Below are 18,239 nucleotides of genomic sequence, written 5' to 3' on the forward strand. Positions count from 1 at the left end.
GTGTGCGTGGGGGGCGGGGTGGGGAGAAGTCGGGAGAGGGCGTCGGCGAGGCCGCGTGCCGAGGTGTCCTGCGGGCGCAGGTAGCTGTCGACCGTCTCGCCCGAGTCGGTCGTCCAGGCGATGCGCACGAGGCCGTCCCGTTCGACGACGCGGTCGATGGCGACCGTCGCCTGGCCGACGCCGACGATCCGCTCCGACAAAAGGAAGATGCGGGGCTGGCCGACGAGATCGAGAGCGACGCCGCGATCCGTCACGACGACGTCGACGCGCGACCGGAACGCGAGGCCTTTCACGGCCAGCCGCTCCAGCGGCTCGTCGTGCCGCGTGGTCGCGACGTACAGCCCTTCGGACCGGAAGACGTCGGTCGCGCCCTGGGGCGCTTCGCCGACGGGCACGGCGATGCCGGCATCCCGTCGTCGTCGTCGCAGCCACGCGCCGACGCCGACGGCGATCAGCAGCGCGGTGAACGCCATGACGAGGACGAGAGCCAGTTCGCGGGTCACGCGGTCACCTCGGCGACGACCGCGCCGGATTCGACCGTCGTGCGGCCGCGGAAGAAGGTCCACCGGACCTCACCGGGCAGCTCGCGGCCCAGGTACGGCGAGTTGCGGCTCCGCCCCTTCAGATCGGCCGTCGTGAACGGCCGCGCGGGTGCGGGGTCGTACAGGGTGAGGGAGGCCGGGGCGCCGACCTCGAGCGGGGTGCCGGCGCCGGCGAGGCGGCCGATCCGCGCGGGCGTGCGCGACATGACGCGGGCCACGTCGTCCCAGCTGAGGAGTCCGGTCTCGACCATCGCGGCGTGCACGACGCGGAGCGCGGACTCGAGGCCGACCATGCCGTTGGCGGCCGCCTGCCACTCGCACGACTTCGCCTCGGCGGGGTGCGGTGCGTGGTCGGTCGCGACGATGTCGATGGTCCCGTCCGCGAGACCCTCGCGGACAGCCTGCACGTCCTCGTCACGGCGCAGCGGCGGGTTCACCTTGTACCGGGCGTCGTAGCCCCGCACGAGATCCTCGGTGAGGAGCAGGTGATGGGGGGTCACCTCGGCGGTCACGGCGATGCCCCGCTTCTTGGCCCAGCGGATGAGGTCGACCGAGCCGGCGGTCGAGAGGTGGCACACGTGCAGCCGCGAGCCGACGTGCTCCGCGAGAAGCACGTCGCGGGCGATGATCGACTCCTCGGCGACGGCCGGCCAGCCCGTGAGGCCCAGCTCGGCCGAGACCGTGCCCTCGTTCATCTGCGCCCCCTCGGTGAGCCGCGGGTCCTGCGCGTGCTGGGCGACGACGCCGTCGAACGCCTTCACGTACTCGAGGGCACGTCGCATGATGAGCGGGTCGAAGACGCAGAAGCCGTCGTCGCTGAACACGCGCACCTGTGCCCGTGACGACGCCATGGCTCCGAGCTCGGCGAGACGATCGCCCTTCTGGCCCACCGTGACGGCGCCGATCGGCTGCACGTGCACGTAGCCGGCGGCCTCGCCCAGAGCGAGCTCCTGCTCGACGACACCGGCGGTGTCGGCGACCGGCGACGTGTTGGGCATGGCGAACACCGTGGTGAAACCGCCGGCGGCGGCCGCGCGCGAGCCGGTGAGGATCGTCTCGGATGCGTCGTAGCCGGGCTCGCGGAGGTGCGTGTGCAGGTCCACGAGCCCCGGCAGGGCGATGAGTCCGTCAGCGTCGATCTCGCGGGCGCCCGCCCGGGTCAGCGACGTGCCGACCTCGGCGATGAGGCCGTCCTCGATGATCAGATCGGCGGGAGCGGCGCCCTGGAGGCGCGCTCCGCGGATGATGGTGGCGTTGCTCATCGGGCGTCCTCTTCTGCGTTCGTGGTGTCCCGCTCGCCCGCCAGCAGCAGGTACAGCGCCGCCATGCGCACCGATACCCCGTTCGCGACCTGTTCGAGGACGGTCGAGCGTGGCGAATCGGCGGCGTCGGCGGAGATCTCCAGACCCCGGTTCATGGGTCCGGGGTGCATGACAATGCTAGTCGTCGGAAGAGTGCCGAGCCGCGCGGCATCCAGCCCCCATCGACGCGAATACTCCCGCTCAGTCGGGAAATAGGCGGCGTTCATGCGCTCGAGCTGGATGCGGAGCATCATGACCGCGTCGGGGGCGGCGGACAGCGCCTCGTCGAGGTCGTAGACGATCGTGACGGGCCACCCCGAGACGTCCTGCGGGACGAGCGTCGGCGGGGCGACGAGGGTCACCTCCGCGCCGAGCGACGTCAGGAGCCAGACGTTCGATCGTGCGACCCGCGAGTGCAGCACATCACCGACGATCGTCACGCGGAGCCCCGACAGGTCGCGTCCTCGACTGTCGTCGCCGAAGAAGCGCTTACGGATGGTGAACGCGTCGAGCAGCGCCTGCGTGGGGTGCTCGTGCGTGCCGTCGCCTGCGTTGAGGATCCCGGCCGAGATCCATCCGCTCGCCGCGAGGGTGTGCGGTGCGCCCGAGGCTCCATGACGGATGACGACCGCGTCGGCGCCCATCGCCTGCAGGGTCTGCGCCGTGTCCTGGAGCGATTCGCCCTTCGACACCGACGAGCCCTTGGCCGAGAAGTTGATGACGTCGGCCGACAGCCGCTTCGCCGCCGCCTCGAACGAGATGCGCGTGCGGGTCGAGTCCTCGAAGAACAGGTTCACGACCGTCTTACCGCGGAGGGTCGGAAGCTTCTTGACCTCGCGGGACTGGGTGTCGCGCATGTCCTCGGCGACATCCAGGATCCGGAGCGCATCGGCGCGTGCCAGCGTGCGGGTGTCGAGCAGATGCCTCATGACGCGTCCTCCGCAGCCCGCGGCGCCGACTCGATGGTCACGGATTCTGCCCCGTCGACGTCTGCGAGGCGGACGTTGACCCGCTCGTCCCGTGCGCTCGGGAGGTTCTTGCCCACGAAGTCGGGTCGGATCGGCAGCTCGCGGTGCCCGCGGTCGACGAGAATCGCCAGACGGACCGCGGCGGGCCGTCCGATGTCCTGGAGGGCATCGAGCGCGGCGCGGATCGAGCGGCCCGAGAAGAGCACATCATCGACGAGCACGACCGTCCTGCCGTCCACTCCCCCGGCCGGGATCGACGTGGGGCGGGGCGTGCGCGTGGGGTTGCGGTGCAGGTCGTCGCGGTACATCGTCACGTCGAGCGCGCCGACGTCGACGGTCACGCCCGTGAACGAGGCGATGAGCCCACTCAGACGCTCCGCGAGCATGACGCCGCGGGTCGGGATGCCGAGGAGCACGAGGCCGTCGGGGCCGCGGTTCGACTCGAGGATCTCATGAGCGATGCGCGTGAGCGCGCGTGCGATGTCCGCCTCGTGAAGCACGGTGCGAGATGCCATCTGCCGCTCCCTTCTCCGCCTCACAGGACGGTGTTAAAGGTTGCTTGTGTGCCCCCAGTCTAGCGGGGTTTCGGCCCTGCTCCGAGGTCAGCCGACGCGGGCGATGCGTCCGAGGACGCCGTGGACGAACGAGCCGGAGTCGTCCGTGGAGAACTCCTTGGCGAGCTCGACCGCCTCGTCGATCGCGACCGCGGTCGGGATCGTGTCGTTGTGCAGGATCTCCCACACCCCGATCCGGAGGATCGCCCGGTCGACCGCCGGCATCCGCTCGATCTTCCAGTCGCGCGCGTGCGTGATGATGTGCTCGTCGATCTCGTCCTGGCTGTCGATGATGCCGTCGACGATCTCGCGGGCATACAGCCACGACGCCTCGCGGGCGGGCTCGCTCGCGGCGCGCTTCGCCTCGGCGGCGAGCGTCACGCCGAGGCTGTCGCCGCGGATGTCGGACTGGTAGAGAATGTCGAGGGCGCGCTTGCGCGCCTTGCTGCGTGCGCTCATCGGGCGGTCAGCTCACGCGGCCGAGGTAGTCCCCGGTGCGCGTGTCGACCTTGACCTTCGTGCCCTGCTCGACGAAGAGGGGAACCTGCATCTCGTAGCCGGTCTCGACGGTGGCGGGCTTGGTGCCGGCCGACGAGCGGTCGCCCTGCAGGCCCGGCTCGGTGTAGGTGATCTCGAGCACGACCGACGACGGGAGCTCGACGTAGAGCGGGTTGCCGTTGTTGAGCGCGATCTGCACCTGCTGGTTCTCGAGCAGGTAGTTCGCCGCGTCGCCGACGGTCGCCGCTCCGACGGTGATCTGGTCGTAGTCGGCCATGTCCATGAACACGAAGCTGTCGCCGTCCTTGTACAGGTAGGTGAAGTCGCGACGATCGACGTTCTCGATGTCGATCTTCGTGCCCGCGTTGTACGTCTTGTCGACGACCTTGCCGGTCATGACGTTCTTCAGCTTGGTCCGGACGAACGCGCCACCCTTGCCGGGCTTGACGTGCTGGAACTCCACGACGTTCCAGAGCTGCCCGTCGATGGACAGGACGACGCCGTTCTTGATGTCTGCGGTCGATGCCATGAGTGTGGAGTTTCCGTTCCGTGGAGGTGCGCGGCCGAGTGGCCGGTGAACGATTCTACGGGATACCCGTGCTCAGGCTTCCGCAGAACGGTCGGATGCCTCGATCACGTCGATCAGCCGGTTCGTCGCCTCGGCGTAGCCGGGCACGCCCTGACCGACGATATGGACGACGGCGACGTCGGCGACGTAGGAGTGGTGGCGGAACGCTTCGCGCTCGAGGACGTTGGAGATGTGGACCTCCGCGACGGGGAGCGCCACCCCGGAGAGGGCGTCGCGCAGCACGACCGAGGTGTGGGTGAGGCCACCGGGATTGATGACGATGCCGGCGCACTCGGTGCGGGCGGCGTGGATCGCGTCGATGAGCACGCCCTCGTGATTGCTCTGCACCGCGTGAACCTCGACGCCCCTGGCTCCGGCCGTGCGCGCCACGAGCGCCTCGACGTCCGCCAGCGTGTCGGAGCCGTACACCTCGGGCTCGCGGATGCCGAGCAGATTCAGGTTCGGGCCGTTCACGAGCAGGAGACGCCGGGGGTGAGTCACCCCTGCACCCTATCGGCCGAGCCCGCCGGGACTCGTTCAGGCAGGGGTCCCGGGCCTCACCCGTCGCATCTCGAGCTCCGGCCCGATCGAGCTCGTGTACGTTTCGCCGGTCGGCGCGAAACCGAGCCGGCGATAGGCGGCCTGAGCGCGCGCGTTATCGGCGTGGACATCGAGCGTGAGCGCATCGACGCCTCGCTCCGAAGCCCACCGCGCTGCGGCATCCATCAGTTGACCGAGGATGCCGCGCCCGCGCATCCCCTTGTCAACGAAGACGCCGACGACATCGGCGCGCGGGGCGGCCACGGCGCGGCCCAGGTGGTCGTCGCTGCCCTCGGGGCGGAGCAGGACGGTGGCGGTGCCGATCCAGCGCTCGCCGTCCACCGCGACGAACTGCGCCGCCTCGTCGCTCATCGCGCCGCCGGCCGCCCGCTCACGCCAGAAGGCGTCGGGGCGCGCCAGCTCGTCGGCGGTGGTGGTGAGGAACGCGACGGATGCCGCAGGGTCGGCGACCGCGCGCAGGCGCAGGTCGCGTACCTCGCGCCACTCGTGGAGCGCGATACGACGGATGACCGGCCCGGTCACCCGGCGATCTCCTGGTAGGCCGTGAAGAGGAGCGACTCGTCGGGGGCCTGCATGACGGTCGGCTTGCCGATGCCGTCGAGCACGATGAAGCGCAGCATGCCGCCACGGGTCTTCTTGTCGCGCTGCATGACCCCGAGCAGGTGCTGCCAGCCATCCATCCGGTAGGTCGTCGGCAGCCCCAGCAGATCGAAGATCCGGCGATGCCGCGCGGCGTCGTCCTCCGAGAGCCGCCCAGCCAGCCGGGCGAGCTCGGCGGCGTACATCATGCCGATGGAGATCGCCGCGCCGTGGCGCCAGCGGTAGCGCTCGGCGTGCTCGATCGCGTGACCGAGCGTGTGCCCGTAGTTGAGCACTTCGCGCAGCCCTGCTTCGCGGAAGTCCTCGCTGACGACACGTGCCTTCATCTCGATGGCGAGTTCGATGCACCGTCGGAATTCGGGCGTCGTGGGGTCGACCGCGGCCTCGTGATCGCGCTCGACGATGTCGAGGATCTCCGGGAACCAGATGAAGCCGGCCTTCACGACCTCCGCGAACCCGGCGACCGCTTCGTTGCGCGGCAGCGTGTCGAGGACGTCGAGGTCGCAGACGACCGCCCGCGGCGCCCAGAACGCGCCCACCAGGTTCTTGCCCTCGGCGGTGTTGACGCCGGTCTTGCCGCCGACGGCCGCGTCGACCATGGCGAGCACGGTCGTCGGCACCTGGATGAGCTGCACCCCACGGAGCCAGGATGCCGCCACGAAACCGGCGAGGTCGGTCACGGCGCCGCCTCCGAACCCGATGACCGCGTCCGAACGGGTGAAGTCGGCCTGGCCCATGACCTGCCAGCAGAAGGCGGCCACCTCGATGCGCTTGCCGTCCTCCGCGTCGGGCACCTCGGCGGTGAGCACCTCGAGCGTCTCGTCGGCGAGGAGCATCTCGCGGAGCGTCGCAGCCTTCGCCCCCAGGCGCGGCGTGTGCACGACGAGCACCTTCTTCACGGTCGGCGCGAGCAGGTCCCGGACGCCTGAGAGAAGATCACGGCCCACGAGGATGTCGTACGGCGATGCGCCGGTCACGGAGATGGTCGTGGTGGTCATGAGGGGTGTCCTCCCGTCGTGATGACCCATTCGGCGATCGACGAGGCGATCCGGTCGAGGGGTCCTGATGAGGTGTCGAAGGTCGCGTCGGCGACCTGGTCGTAGAGGGGGCGGCGCCGTTCGTAGATCCGCTGCCAGCGCTCGAGCGGGGTCTCGTCGTCGCCGCCGAGCAGGGGTCGTCCGGCCCCCGCGCCCAGCCGGCCGGCCACGACCTTCGGCGCCACCGTGAGCGAGATCACGAGATGGCGGGACAGGTCGTCGCGGGTCAGGGGGTCGAGCACGGCTCCCCCGCCGAGCGATACGACTCCCCCGGCGGCGAGGGCGCCGGCCACGGCCTCGCGCTCGAGCGCCCGGAAGTGCTCTTCACCGCGCGTGACGAACAGCTCGGCGATCGAACCGTGCGCGCGGGCGACGATCGAGTCGGTGTCGGCGAACGGCATCCCGAGCTGCTTTGCGAGCCGCTTGCCGATGCTGCTCTTGCCGGCCCCCATCGGGCCGACCAGCACGACCGCCCGCGGCTCAGGCGAGGTCATGCGCGAGCAGGGCCGCCTCCGACGCGGGCGCCGTCTTGAGCGCGGCCGGGATGTTCTCGAGGTAGGTGTCGAGGTTGCGGCGCGTCTCGCGGATGCTGTCGCCGCCGAACTTCTCGAGCACGGCGTCGGCGAGGACGATGGCGACCATGGCCTCGGCCACGACGCCCGATGCCGGGACGGCGCAGACGTCGGAGCGCTGGTGGTGCGCCGCGGCGGTGTCGCCGGTGGAGATGTCGACCGTCCGGAGCGCGTGCGGGATCGTCGCGATGGGCTTCATGCCGGCGCGGACCCGCAGCACCGTGCCGGTCGACATCCCGCCCTCCGTGCCACCGGCACGGTCGGACGAGCGCGTGATGCCGTCGCCCGTGGCGAACAGCTCGTCGTGTGCGGCCGAGCCGCGGCGACGCGTGGTCTCGAAGCCGTCGCCGACCTCGACGCCCTTGATCGCCTGAACACTCATGAGGGCCTGCGCGAGCTTGCCGTCGAGACGGCGGTCCCAGTGCACGTGGGAGCCGAGCCCCGGCGGGAGGCCGTAGGCGAGCACCTCGACGATGCCCCCGAGCGTGTCGCCGTCCTTCTTCGCCGCATCGACCTCCGCGACCATCCGCTCGCTGGTGGCGGCGTCGAAGCAGCGCAGCGGGTCGGCGTCGAGGGTGTCGACGTCGTCCGGGTGCGGCAGGGCGGCGTCCTCGGGCACGCGGACGGGCCCGATCGACAGGGTGTGGCTGACGAGCCGGATGCCGAGCTCCGAGAGGAAGGCGCGCGCGATGGCGCCGAGGGCCACGCGGGCGGCGGTCTCGCGGGCGCTGGCGCGTTCGAGGATCGGACGCGCCTCGTCGAAGTCGTACTTCTGCATGCCGACCAGGTCGGCGTGTCCGGGACGGGGACGCGTCAGTGCGGCTCCGCGCCCGCGCGACATCTCTGTCATGTCGATGGGTTCGGGGTTCATGACCTCGACCCACTTGGGCCACTCGGTGTTGCCGATGCGGAGCGCGATCGGGCTCCCGAGCGACAGGCCGTGCCGCACACCGCCCGAGAGCGCGAGGGCGTCCTCCTCGAACTTCATCCGGGAGCCGCGGCCGTAGCCGAGCTTCCGACGCGCCAGATCGGCGCGGATGGCATCGAGGGAGATCGGCACACCGGAGGGCAGGCCCTCCATGATGGCGACCAGTTCGGGGCCGTGGGATTCGCCGGCAGTGAGCACGCGGAGCATGGCTCTAGTCTCCCATGAGTGCGCGGCGCATGACGGCCACGACGGCGGCCTCCCGAGGCAGCGGCTGGGCCACGTCGCCCGTGGCGAACGCGCGGATCTGCAGCACGGCCTGATGGAGCAGCATCCCGGCGCCGTTCTGCGCAGGCGCTCCGTTGCGCTCCCACGCATCCGACAGGGCGGTCGGCCAGTGACCGTAGACGACGTCGAGCAGGGGCCCTCCGGCGCGCGCCAGGGCGTCGGCGACCTCTCCGTCGACCTCTACGCCACCGGGAAGCGTCGCGATCGTGACGCCCCGCACCGCGAGATCGTCGCTCGCCCAGGGGGCGGCCTCGACCACGACCTCCAGCCGTCGGCCGAGGTCGATCAGGGCCGCCGCGGCCCCCGGCCGCCGGGCCATCACCTCGACGCGTCGCGCGCCGATCTCGGACACCGCGACGAGAGCGGATGCCGCTGTCGCCCCCGCGCCGACGATGCGGGCGTCGACGACGTCGCTCACACCCTGCTCGCCGAGGGCCGCGACGATGCCGCCGACGTCGGTGTTGAACCCGTGCCATCCGTCGCCGCGGCGGACGAGCGTGTTCGCCGCCCCGGTGAGATGCGCCCGTTCATCGAGGGTCGTTGCCACCGCATGCGCACGCGCCTTCAGCGGCATCGTGAGCGACAGGCCGCGGATGGTCGACGCCGCGCCGCGCAGCTCGGCCTCGAAGGAGGCCTCATCGACGCGCCGGCGACCGTACGTCCATTCCCAGCCGAGCTCGGCATAGGCCGCGGTGTGCAGACGCGGCGACAGACTGTGCTCGATCGGATCGCCCCAGACCTCGAGGGCGGCGCGGGTCATCAGGAGCAGCCGCCGTCGGGGTTGTCCCGGCACCACTGACGCCACTTCGCGACCGACTGCTCGTGCTCGGCGAACGTCGCGTTGAACTCGGTGAGGCCGGACTCGAGATCGACCGTGACGAAGTACTGCCAGGGCCCCTCTTCGGGATTCATCGCGGCGTCGATGGCGACGGCGCCGGGGTTCGCGATCGGTCCGACGGGCAGCCCGGGATGCACGTACGTGTTCCAGAGGTTGTCGTCCTCGAGCTCCTCCGCCCGTGAGCTGGCGCCCCCTTCGCGATCTTGGAACTTGTACTGCGCCGTCGAGTCCATCTGCAGCAGACCGTTGGTCTCGCTGATCGCCGGATCGAGTCGGTTCTGGATCACGCGGGAGACCCGGTAGAAGTCCTTCTCGTACCGCGCCTCCTTCTCGATGATCGAGGCCGTCGTGAGGATCTCGTCCCGACGGTCCGCCGGCACTCCGGCATCGTCGAGCGCCTCGCGCGTGCGATCCACCATCGTCTGCACGACCTCCGCCGCCGTGACGCCCGGGTTGAACGTATAGGTCGCGGGGAACAGCCAGCCCTCGAGGGTGTCGGCATCCACGCCGTAGTCGCTCGGCTTCGCCACCGCCGCCTGAACCTCTTCGATCGGCAGGCCGACGCCCTCGGCGATGCGTTCGAGGGACTGGTCGACGGTCAGGCCTTCGCGGAGCTGAGCGGTGTTCTGCTGCTTGTTGGCGGGGTCGATGAGCGCTTCGTAGGCCGCTTCGGAGGTCATCTTCTTCTGCAGGCTGAACACGCCCACGTCGAGCTTGTTCGTGTCCGCACCGCTGCTGATGAGGTAGTCGTAGAACGCGTCGGAGGTCTTGATCACTCCGGCGTCGAAGAGCGTGCGGGAGATGTCGGCGCCGGTCTGGTTGCTGACGACGGTGATCGTCGCCTCGCCCTCGGCGAGCCCGGGCTCGAAGTCCTTCGGCTCCTCCCAGCCCATCACGGCGCGGATCTGGTCTTCGTACGTCGTCCAGACCCACAGGGCGCCGGCGCCGATGCCGGCGATGATGCCGAGGATCACGAGGAAGATCGTCCACGCCGCCACACGGCTCTTGCGACGGTCCTTGGCGATGCGCGCCGCCGCCGTCGACGGGTCGCGGGTCTGCTCCTCGAAGAGGGCATCCAGCGACGCCGGCCGCACCGGCTCAGCCCTGCGGTCGTCCACGATGGTGTCCGCCGGCGCAGGCCGCGTCGCCGCCTGCTCCGCAGGCGATGCCGCCGGCAGCGGGGTCGGGCGCTCGGGTGTGCGCGCCTCGCGGGCCGCGCGCCGGCTCGAGGGAGCGGCGTCAGGCGTCGGCCGATCGGCAGGGTCGGAGACGCGCGCGTCTTCCGGCGGGTTTTCGGACATCAGCGTGGCTCCTGCGTCTTCGTCAGTGGCTGGCCGGCCGGGCTGCCGGTGCTCTTCTCGACGTCGATCGCCTGCTGGAGGAGGACGACCGCGGCGACCTGGTCGACAATATTACGAGAAGACCGCTGGGAACGGCCGCTCTGCCGAAGCGCGGCATGCGCGGAGACCGTGCTCAGACGCTCGTCCACCAGCCGCACGGCGACCTCGAGGGCGGCGCCGAGCTCCACCGCGAACGTCCGGGCGTCGTCCGTCGACGCCGTCTCGTTGCCGCTGAGACTGATCGGCAGGCCGACGAGCACCTCCATCGCGTCGTACTCGGCCGCCAGCTCGACGATCCGTCTGACCGAGCTCTCCGAGCGCGGAACCGTCTCGACGGGAACCGCGAGCATGCCGTCCGGATCGCACCGCGCCACGCCGACCCGGGCTTTGCCCACATCGATCCCGAGCCGGATGCCGCGGCGGAACCCCGTCACGCGGTCGCGCTCCTCACGGCGTCGACGATCCCCTGCAGAGCCACCGGCAGTGCGGCGACGTCCGTCCCCCCGCCCTGCGCCACGTCGTCCCGACCGCCCCCGCCGCCGCCGAGCGCCGCAGAGGCGCTCTTCGCGAGCGGTCCGGCCGTGATGCCGGCCGTGCGCGCGCCGTCGTTGGTCGCGACGATCACCACGGCGCGGCCGCCGATGTCCGCGCCGAGCGCCACGACCGCGGGCGTCGACCCGAGCCGGTCGCGCACCTGGAGCGCGAGCGTCCGGACGTCGTCGGCGGATGCCGCGGAGCCGAGGGACTGCGCGACGACAGCCAGGGCGCCCACACGCTCGGCGGATGCGACGAGTGCGGGAATCCGCTCGCCCAGGGCTTTCGCCTCGAACTGGGCGATCTTCTTCTCCGCCGCCTTCAGGCTCGCCTGCAGCTCCGCGATGCGGGCGGGCAGCTGATCGCGCGGCGCTTTGAGGTTCGAGGTGAGCTGGGACACGATCGCACGCTCCGCCGCGAGCTCACGGAAGGCGTCGCGGCCGACGAGAGCCTCCACACGGCGGTTGGACGCACCGACGGAGGACTCGCCCACGATGTTGATGAGCCCCACCTGGGCGCTCGACGACACGTGGGTGCCGGCGCAGAGCTCCCGCGACCACGGGCCGCCGATGTCGACCATCCGCACCGTGTCGCCGTACTTCTCGCCGAACAGCGCCATCGCGCCGGCCGCCTTGGCCTCGTCGAGCGACATGACGCGCGTGGTGACCTGGAGATCCTCACGAACGGCGTTGTTGGCGATCTCCTCGATCTCGCTGCGGGTCGCCGCTGACAGCGCCGACCCCCACGCGAAGTCGAACCGGAGGTAGCCGGCGCGGTTGAGCGACCCCGCCTGGGTCGCGTCCTTGCCGAGCGTGTCGCGAAGAGCCGCGTGCACCAGGTGGGTCGCAGAGTGCGCCTGCGTCGCCGCGCGGCGGTTGGCGGCATCCACCACGGTGGTGGCGGGCTGGCCGAGCCCGACCTCGCCGGTCGTGACCTCGACGGTGTGACTGATGAGACCGGGCACGGGCTTCTGCACGTCGAGCACCTCGAGCTCGAAACCGGGTCCGACGATGACGCCCTTGTCGGCGACCTGGCCACCCGACTCCGCGTAGAGCGCGGTCTCGGCGAGGATGACCTCGGCGATCTGTCCGTGCGTCGCGCGGTCGACGGGGGCTCCGCCCACCAGGATGCCGAGCACGCGCGATGCGGTCTCGAGGTCGGAATACCCGGTGAAGATCGTCTCGCCCTGCGCGCGGAAGTCGCGGTAGATGCTCGTGTCGGCGAGCTGTCCCTTGCGCGAGCGCGCGTCGGCCTTGGCGCGATCGCGCTGCTCGGTCATCAGCGTCGTGAAAGCCTCGCGGTCGACCTCGAGGCCCGCCTCCTCGGCGATCTCGAGGGTGAGGTCGATCGGGAAGCCGTAGGTGTCGTGGAGGAGGAACGCCTGGGCACCGCTCAGGTGAGCCTGCTGGGCGCTCTTCGCGCCCGCGATCGAGGCATCGAGGATCTCCGAGCCGCTCGCGAGCGTGCGGAGGAAGGTGGCCTCTTCGGCGAGGGCGTACTGCGACAGGCGCGCGTAGTCCGTCTCGACGATCGGGTAGGTCTCCTTCATCGCGTCGCGGGAGACGGCGAAGAGCTCGGCGAAGCTCGGACCGTCGACACCCAGCAGCCGCATCGATCGGATCGCCCGGCGCATGAGGCGCCGGAGGATGTAGCCGCGGCCGTCGTTCGCCGGCGTGACCCCGTCGGACAGGAGCATCAGCGAGGAGCGGATGTGGTCGGCGATGACGCGGAAGCGGACGTCATCCTCGTGGTTCTCGCCGTACCGCTTGCCCGAGAGCTCGACTGCCTTGTCGAGCACCGGACGGACCTGGTCGGTCTCGTACATGTTGTCGACGCCCTGCTTGATGAAAGCGACGCGCTCGAGCCCCATGCCGGTGTCGATGTTCTTGGCGGGCAGATCGCCGACGATGTCGAACTCGTACTTCGAGCGCACATTCGTGATCTCGTACTGCATGAACACGAGGTTCCAGATCTCGACGTACCGGTCGTCGTCCGTCGCCGGACCGCCGTCGATGCCGTACTCAGGGCCGCGGTCGAAGAAGATCTCCGAGCAGGGGCCTGCCGGACCGGGGAGCCCCGTCGTCCAGTAGTTCGTGTCCTTGCCGAGTCGCTGGATCCGCTCCTCCGGGAGCGACGAGAGCTTCAGCCACAGCTCGCGGGCCTCGTCATCCTCCTCGTAGACCGTGACCCAGAGATCGTCGGGGTTGAATCCCAGACCGCCCTCCGACTCGGCACCGGTGAGGAACTCCCACGCGAACGTGATCGCCCCCTCCTTGAAGTAGTCGCCGAACGACCAGTTGCCCAGCATCTGGAAGAAGGTGCCGTGGCGGGGGGTCTTGCCGACCTCTTCGATGTCGTTGGTCCGGATGCATTTCTGGTTGTCGGCGGCGCGGCGGTACGGCGCGGGGACATCACCGGACAGGAAGGGGATGAACGGCACCATCCCGGCCACGGTGAACAGCAGCGCGGGGTCGTCGCTGACGAGCGAGGCGGACGGGACGATCGTGTGCCCCTGCTTCTGGAAGTAGTCCAGGTAGCGCTGGGCGATCTCGGCGGTCTTCATGTGGTGTTCCTCGGAAGCAGGCGGAACCGGTCGCGTCCTCGCAGACCCGACCGGAAAGAGAAGGAGGTCAGTCGGTGAGCTTGGCGGCGGCCGAGCGGGCCGACGTGGTCACCGTGTCGGCGGCGTGCGCGGCCGCATCCTCGAGAGCATCGGCGACGCCGGCGGAGCCGTCCTTGGCGTCGGCCACGAGACCCTCGATGCGGGCCTCCTGCGCGTGGTATGCGTCGGCGATGCGGTCGGTGAACTCGGAGATGCGCAGATCGATCTCACCGAGCAGTTCCTGGCCGCGGGGGTCCTTGTTGACGAGGTGGGCGGCGACGAAGCCACCGGCAAGGCCCATGACGAACCAGAGAGCTTTCTTCATGCGTCCATGTTAGGCGCAAAGCAGAAAGGGCGCCGGGTGACCCCGACGCCCTTCCTGGCGGTACCGATGCGGCACCACGCCTCGCTTATCGCGCGGCGTAGTACTCCACGACGAGCTGCACTTCACAGGTCACGGGGACCTCGGCGCGCTTCGGGCGACGCACGAGGCGGGCCTGGAGCTTGTCGAGCTCGACCTCGAGGTAGCTCGGAACCGGGGGCAGGACCTCGGCGTGACCGCCGGCGGCAGCGACCTGGAACGGCTCGAGGCCTTCGCTCTTGTCCTTGACGTGGATGAGCTGACCCGGCTTCACGCGGAACGACGGGCGGTCGACGAGCTGGCCGTCGACGAGGATGTGACGGTGCACGACGAGCTGACGGGCCTGGGCCGTGGTGCGGGCGAAGCCGGCACGGACCACGAGGGCGTCGAGACGCATCTCGAGGAGCTCGACGAGGTTCTCACCGGTCAGGCCATCCTTGCGGCGGGCCTCGTTGAAGGTGTTGCGCATCTGCTTCTCGCGGATGCCGTACTGCTCGCGCAGACGCTGCTTCTCGCGGAGACGGACGGCGTAGTCGCTGTCCTGCTTGCGCTTGGTGCGGCCGTGCTCACCCGGAGCGTAGGGACGCTTTTCGAGGTACTTGGCTGCCTTGGGGGTCAGTGCGATGCCGAGGGCACGCGAGAGACGGACCTTGCGGCGGTCCTGGGACTTCGTAGCCACGAAGTACTTCCTTCCATGACGTGGCCGCGTCTTTCACGGCTCACGGGCGTATCGCCGCATCTCGCCCTCACGGACTGCACGCCGGGGCACGCCGAAAGGTAGTGAAGAGATGCGGGGATGCCCGAAAACACGGTTCCGAGCCGGTCAAGCCTAACAGATCGGCCGGTTCATCCCCGGCCCGCGGCCAGGTCGGCGATTCCGGCCGGATAGAACGGCAGCGAACCGCCGAGGAGGTCGGCGATGCGATACCAGCCCACGGTCGTGTCGCTGTCGAGCACGGGCAGCCGTTCGCCCCGCGGAAGGCGCTCCAGGTCAGCGCTGCGGATGCCGAAGACGTGGGCGATCTCGTGCCCGTATCCGTCGTCGCGCTCGAAGATGTTCTCGGTGACGGCGATCAGGGTGGCCTCGTCGACGGTCGCGCCGAGCTCCTCGGCGATCTCGCGGCCGATGGCGGCGGCCGCTGTCTCGCCGACATCGATGCCTCCGCCGGGAGCTCGCAGGAACGCGCCCCGCGACGGCGTCGCCGGATACTCCTCGGCGAGCACCCACCCGTCGTCGACCAGCAGCCCCACGGCGATCGCACGGACGCGCGGACGCGCGGGCAGGTCGGCGGCGTACCGGGCGACAGCTCGCGCGTAGGCGGGGAGGTGCGGCGCGAGCTCACCGAGCGCAAGCCGGAGAGCGGGCGTCGGCTTGTCGTCGTCGTGCAGGGCGAGCGCGAGGAACGCCGTCGCCGCCGGTGCGAGAGGGTCGTCGGAGGGGATTCCGCGCAGGAGGGCCATCGCGGCGGACGGCTCGCCCACGTTGCGGAGCGAACTCGCGAGCTGGATGACGGCCTCCGTGCGCGACGGCCCCGACAACCCGGCCGCGATCGCCGCGCGGTACAGCGGGATCGCGGCATCCTCTTCGCCGAGGTAGTCCTCCACGGAGGCACGCTCGAACAGCGCCTCGGGGTCGGAGTCCGAACGCTCCGCGATGACGCGCGCCATCGCGGCGCGCAGCTCGCCGGGCCGGGCGTCGTCTGCGTCGGACCAGACGGCCTCGACCCGGCGCGACCACTCGTCGCCCGCGGCCGCAGGATGAGCGGGTCGGCGCCCGGCATCCGGCGCGAGGAGGGCGGCCACGAGCGTTCGGACCTCCTCGACCTCCCCGGTGAGACCGGCCGTCCGGGCGAACAGGTGCAGTCCGCGCATCGCCTCCCCGGCGTCGCTGAGATCCCCGGACAGGAGGTGCGGGATGAGGTCTGCCACGTCGATCTCGCGGACGGTGCCCATCTCGCCGGCGCCCCATCGCGGCGCTCCCATGCGCTCGCACCCCACACCGACCACGACGTGCTTCCGCCGCGTCGAATTGGCCCCACCCCATTCGGAGCCCGCCTCGAAGAAATCTCGCGCGCGGTACCCGGTCTCTTCCTCGAGTTCACGGGCGCCTGCCCCGAGCGGGGTCTCCCCCGGGTCGACCGCCCCGCCGGGAAGCTCCCGGATGACACGCTGCGGACCCACTCGGTACTGCTCGAAGACGAGCACCGTCTGCCGCGGGGTGAATGCGACGACCGCGACCGTGTCGCCCTGCTCGAGCACGTCCCACTCGCTGCGGAGCCCGTCGGGCTGAAGGTACGCGTCGCGTCGGATTCGGGTGAAGCCGTCGTAGGCGACCATCCCGCCGAGACGCTTCCAGTCGGCGCCATCTTGCTCGGCCACGGTCACTCCCCCAGGATCTTGCGGATCTTCTCGACGCGCGCGCCGATGTCGCGCTCGACTCCCCGCGAGGTCGGCTCGTAGTAGTGGCGTCCGCGCAGCTCGTCGGGAAGATACTGCTGGGTCGCGACACCCACCTCGAGGTCATGGGGGTAGATGTACCCCTTGCCGTGGCCGAGACGCTTCGCGCCGGCGTAGTGCGCGTCGCGAAGATGCACCGGCACCCGCCCGAACCCTCCGGCCCGCACGTCCGCGATCGCCGCGTTGATGGCGTTGTACGCCGCATTCGACTTGGCGGTCGTCGCCAGGTACGCGGTCGCCTCGGCGAGAGGGATACGTCCCTCCGGCATCCCGATGAACGCCACCGCGTCGGCCGCCGCGACCGCGATCTGCAGAGCCTGCGGATCGGCGAGCCCGATGTCCTCCGCGGCCGAGATGACGAGGCGGCGGGCGATGAAGCGCGGGTCCTCCCCTGCTTCGATCATGCGAGCCAGGTAGTGGATCGACGCGTCGACGTCGGATCCGCGGATGGATTTGATGAAGGCGCTGATGACGTCGTAGTGCTCGTCGCCCTGGCGGTCGTAGCGGAGCAGCGCGCGGTCGACGGCCTGCGCGACGTGGTCGGCCGTGATGACGGGCACGTCGTCGTCGCCTGACCTCTCGGGCATCGACGCGGCCGCCTCGAGCGAGGTCAGCGCACGACGCGCGTCACCGGAAGCGAGGTGCACGATCGCCGCGCGCGCCTCGTCGCTGAGCTCGACCGCACCGGCGAGACCGCGTGCATCGGTCACGGCGCGGTCGACCAGCATCCCGAGATCGTCGTCCGTCAGGGGTTGCAGCGTGAGCAGGAGCGAACGGGAGAGCAACGGGGAGATGACGGAGAAAGAGGGGTTCTCAGTGGTCGCGGCGATGAGGATGACCCACCCGTTCTCGACGCCCGGCAGGAGAGCATCCTGTTGGGCCTTCGTGAACCGGTGGATCTCGTCGAGGAAGAGGATCGTCGACGCACCGTAGAGGTCGCGCTGGTTCATCGCCTCCTGCATCACCTCGCGGACATCCTTCACGCCTGCCGTCACCGCCGAGAGTTCGACGAAGCGCCGACCGGACGTGCGGGCGATCGCCCCCGCGAGCGTGGTCTTGCCCGTGCCGGGCGGGCCCCACAGGATCACCGATACCGCACCGGACGTCGCCCGAGCGGGGTCGGCGAGTGCCACCAGAGGCGAGCCCGGTCGCAGCAGATGGGTCTGACCGGCGACCTCGTCGAGGGATGCCGGACGCATCCGCACAGCGAGGGGCGTCGCGCCACGAAACAATGCGTCACCTGTCGCCATCCCCCCAGGCTATCGGCGGTGCCCGGCAGCCCGGCGGAGTTTGATCGCGGCGCCGCCCTCTGCCTAAGGTTTGCTGGGCTCCACCGTCGAGCCGACATCCGACAGGAGGACGCCGTGGCAACGGGCAGAACCGGCAAGGGACGCACCGGTGCGAACGAACGCGAACGTGCCCGCCTGTACGAGGCCCGTCGCCGCTTCCATGCGTCCATCGGCCGGCGCCGCCGACGCGACAACGTCATCGCGGGCGTGGCGGGCGGGCTGCTCCTGATCGGCATCCTGGGCGGGCAGGTCGCCTACTACACGGCCGGCCCGGGCGCCCCGGTTCCGGCGCCGAGCCCCTCGGGCACGCCGACCCTCAGCCCGACCCCGACCCCCACCGCTCCGCCGTCGCCGACGCCGTCGCCGACCTCCTCTCCGACGCCGTAGGCCACTCGTACTAGGCT

General features: G+C 70.5%; 20 protein-coding genes. 1 reads left to right on the forward strand and 19 read right to left on the reverse strand.

Annotated features, from left to right (window positions below):
* The 19 genes from ACJJV7_RS03980 to ACJJV7_RS04070 all read right to left on the reverse strand — a co-directional run.
* Window positions 1–503, reverse strand: a 503-nt coding sequence (locus ACJJV7_RS03980) for a hypothetical protein (RefSeq protein WP_405467818.1), incomplete at its 3' end; no start/stop codon positions are given.
* Entirely contained in the window at window positions 500–1,804 is a 1,305-nt protein-coding gene (locus tag ACJJV7_RS03985) for a dihydroorotase (protein ID WP_405372963.1), read from the reverse strand. The genes ACJJV7_RS03985 and ACJJV7_RS03980, both read right to left, overlap by 4 nt.
* Window positions 1,801–2,772, reverse strand: coding sequence for an aspartate carbamoyltransferase catalytic subunit (locus tag ACJJV7_RS03990; protein WP_405372962.1), 972 nt, complete (start codon window positions 2,770–2,772; stop codon window positions 1,801–1,803). The genes ACJJV7_RS03985 and ACJJV7_RS03990 overlap by 4 nt, the downstream gene beginning before the upstream one ends.
* The gene (gene pyrR, locus ACJJV7_RS03995; protein ID WP_405372961.1) at window positions 2,769–3,326 is read right to left on the reverse strand and encodes a bifunctional pyr operon transcriptional regulator/uracil phosphoribosyltransferase PyrR; all 558 of its coding nucleotides are present in this window, start codon (window positions 3,324–3,326) and stop codon (window positions 2,769–2,771) included. Before pyrR ends, ACJJV7_RS03990 begins: the two co-directional genes overlap by 4 nt.
* An 87-nt stretch (window positions 3,327–3,413) precedes the next feature.
* On the reverse strand, window positions 3,414–3,824 hold the full coding sequence (gene nusB / locus ACJJV7_RS04000) for a transcription antitermination factor NusB (RefSeq protein ID WP_405372960.1): 411 nt from the start codon (window positions 3,822–3,824) through the stop codon (window positions 3,414–3,416).
* Window positions 3,825–3,831: 7 nt separating this feature from the next.
* A complete protein-coding gene (gene efp / locus ACJJV7_RS04005) occupies window positions 3,832–4,392 on the reverse strand; it encodes an elongation factor P (protein ID WP_405372959.1) in 561 nt (186 codons plus the stop codon).
* A gap of 72 nt (window positions 4,393–4,464) precedes the next feature.
* A complete protein-coding gene (aroQ, locus tag ACJJV7_RS04010) occupies window positions 4,465–4,932 on the reverse strand; it encodes a type II 3-dehydroquinate dehydratase (RefSeq protein ID WP_405372958.1) in 468 nt (155 codons plus the stop codon).
* Between the two features lie 36 nt (window positions 4,933–4,968).
* Window positions 4,969–5,514: a GNAT family N-acetyltransferase gene (locus ACJJV7_RS04015; protein ID WP_405372957.1), complete on the reverse strand. Its 546-nt coding sequence runs from the start codon at window positions 5,512–5,514 to the stop codon at window positions 4,969–4,971.
* Window positions 5,511–6,590: a 3-dehydroquinate synthase gene (gene aroB / locus ACJJV7_RS04020; protein WP_405372956.1), complete on the reverse strand. Its 1,080-nt coding sequence runs from the start codon at window positions 6,588–6,590 to the stop codon at window positions 5,511–5,513. The genes ACJJV7_RS04015 and aroB overlap by 4 nt, the downstream gene beginning before the upstream one ends.
* The gene (locus ACJJV7_RS04025) at window positions 6,587–7,123 is read right to left on the reverse strand and encodes a shikimate kinase (protein WP_405372955.1); all 537 of its coding nucleotides are present in this window, start codon (window positions 7,121–7,123) and stop codon (window positions 6,587–6,589) included. The genes aroB and ACJJV7_RS04025 overlap by 4 nt, the downstream gene beginning before the upstream one ends.
* The gene (gene aroC, locus ACJJV7_RS04030; protein WP_405372954.1) at window positions 7,110–8,336 is read right to left on the reverse strand and encodes a chorismate synthase; all 1,227 of its coding nucleotides are present in this window, start codon (window positions 8,334–8,336) and stop codon (window positions 7,110–7,112) included. The genes ACJJV7_RS04025 and aroC overlap by 14 nt, the downstream gene beginning before the upstream one ends.
* Window positions 8,337–8,340: 4 nt before the next feature.
* Window positions 8,341–9,174 carry a shikimate dehydrogenase gene (locus tag ACJJV7_RS04035; protein WP_405372953.1) on the reverse strand — a complete coding sequence of 278 codons (834 nt, stop codon included), beginning with the start codon at window positions 9,172–9,174 and terminating at the stop codon, window positions 8,341–8,343.
* Window positions 9,174–10,553: an endolytic transglycosylase MltG gene (mltG, locus tag ACJJV7_RS04040; protein ID WP_405372952.1), complete on the reverse strand. Its 1,380-nt coding sequence runs from the start codon at window positions 10,551–10,553 to the stop codon at window positions 9,174–9,176. Before mltG ends, ACJJV7_RS04035 begins: the two co-directional genes overlap by 1 nt.
* The gene (gene ruvX / locus ACJJV7_RS04045) at window positions 10,553–11,026 is read right to left on the reverse strand and encodes a Holliday junction resolvase RuvX (protein WP_405372951.1); all 474 of its coding nucleotides are present in this window, start codon (window positions 11,024–11,026) and stop codon (window positions 10,553–10,555) included. Before ruvX ends, mltG begins: the two co-directional genes overlap by 1 nt.
* Entirely contained in the window at window positions 11,023–13,689 is a 2,667-nt protein-coding gene (alaS, locus tag ACJJV7_RS04050; RefSeq protein WP_405372950.1) for an alanine--tRNA ligase, read from the reverse strand. The genes ruvX and alaS overlap by 4 nt, the downstream gene beginning before the upstream one ends.
* A gap of 67 nt (window positions 13,690–13,756) precedes the next feature.
* Entirely contained in the window at window positions 13,757–14,053 is a 297-nt protein-coding gene (locus ACJJV7_RS04055) for an ATPase (protein ID WP_405372949.1), read from the reverse strand.
* Between the two features lie 85 nt (window positions 14,054–14,138).
* On the reverse strand, window positions 14,139–14,768 hold the full coding sequence (rpsD, locus tag ACJJV7_RS04060) for a 30S ribosomal protein S4 (RefSeq protein WP_405372948.1): 630 nt from the start codon (window positions 14,766–14,768) through the stop codon (window positions 14,139–14,141).
* 167 nt (window positions 14,769–14,935) lie between these two features.
* Window positions 14,936–16,468, reverse strand: a complete 1,533-nt coding sequence (locus ACJJV7_RS04065; RefSeq protein WP_405372947.1) for a tetratricopeptide repeat protein — start codon at window positions 16,466–16,468, stop codon at window positions 14,936–14,938.
* A gap of 2 nt (window positions 16,469–16,470) precedes the next feature.
* Entirely contained in the window at window positions 16,471–17,796 is a 1,326-nt protein-coding gene (locus ACJJV7_RS04070; RefSeq protein ID WP_405372946.1) for a replication-associated recombination protein A, read from the reverse strand.
* 114 nt (window positions 17,797–17,910) lie between these two features.
* On the opposite strand from ACJJV7_RS04070, the gene ACJJV7_RS04075 reads away from it, so the two are divergent.
* The gene (locus ACJJV7_RS04075; RefSeq protein ID WP_405372945.1) at window positions 17,911–18,222 is read left to right on the forward strand and encodes a dioxygenase; all 312 of its coding nucleotides are present in this window, start codon (window positions 17,911–17,913) and stop codon (window positions 18,220–18,222) included.
* Window positions 18,223–18,239: the final 17 nt, after the last annotated feature.

The organism is Microbacterium sp. Ld4 (assembly GCF_045066555.1).
Lineage (GTDB): Bacteria > Actinomycetota > Actinomycetes > Actinomycetales > Microbacteriaceae > Microbacterium.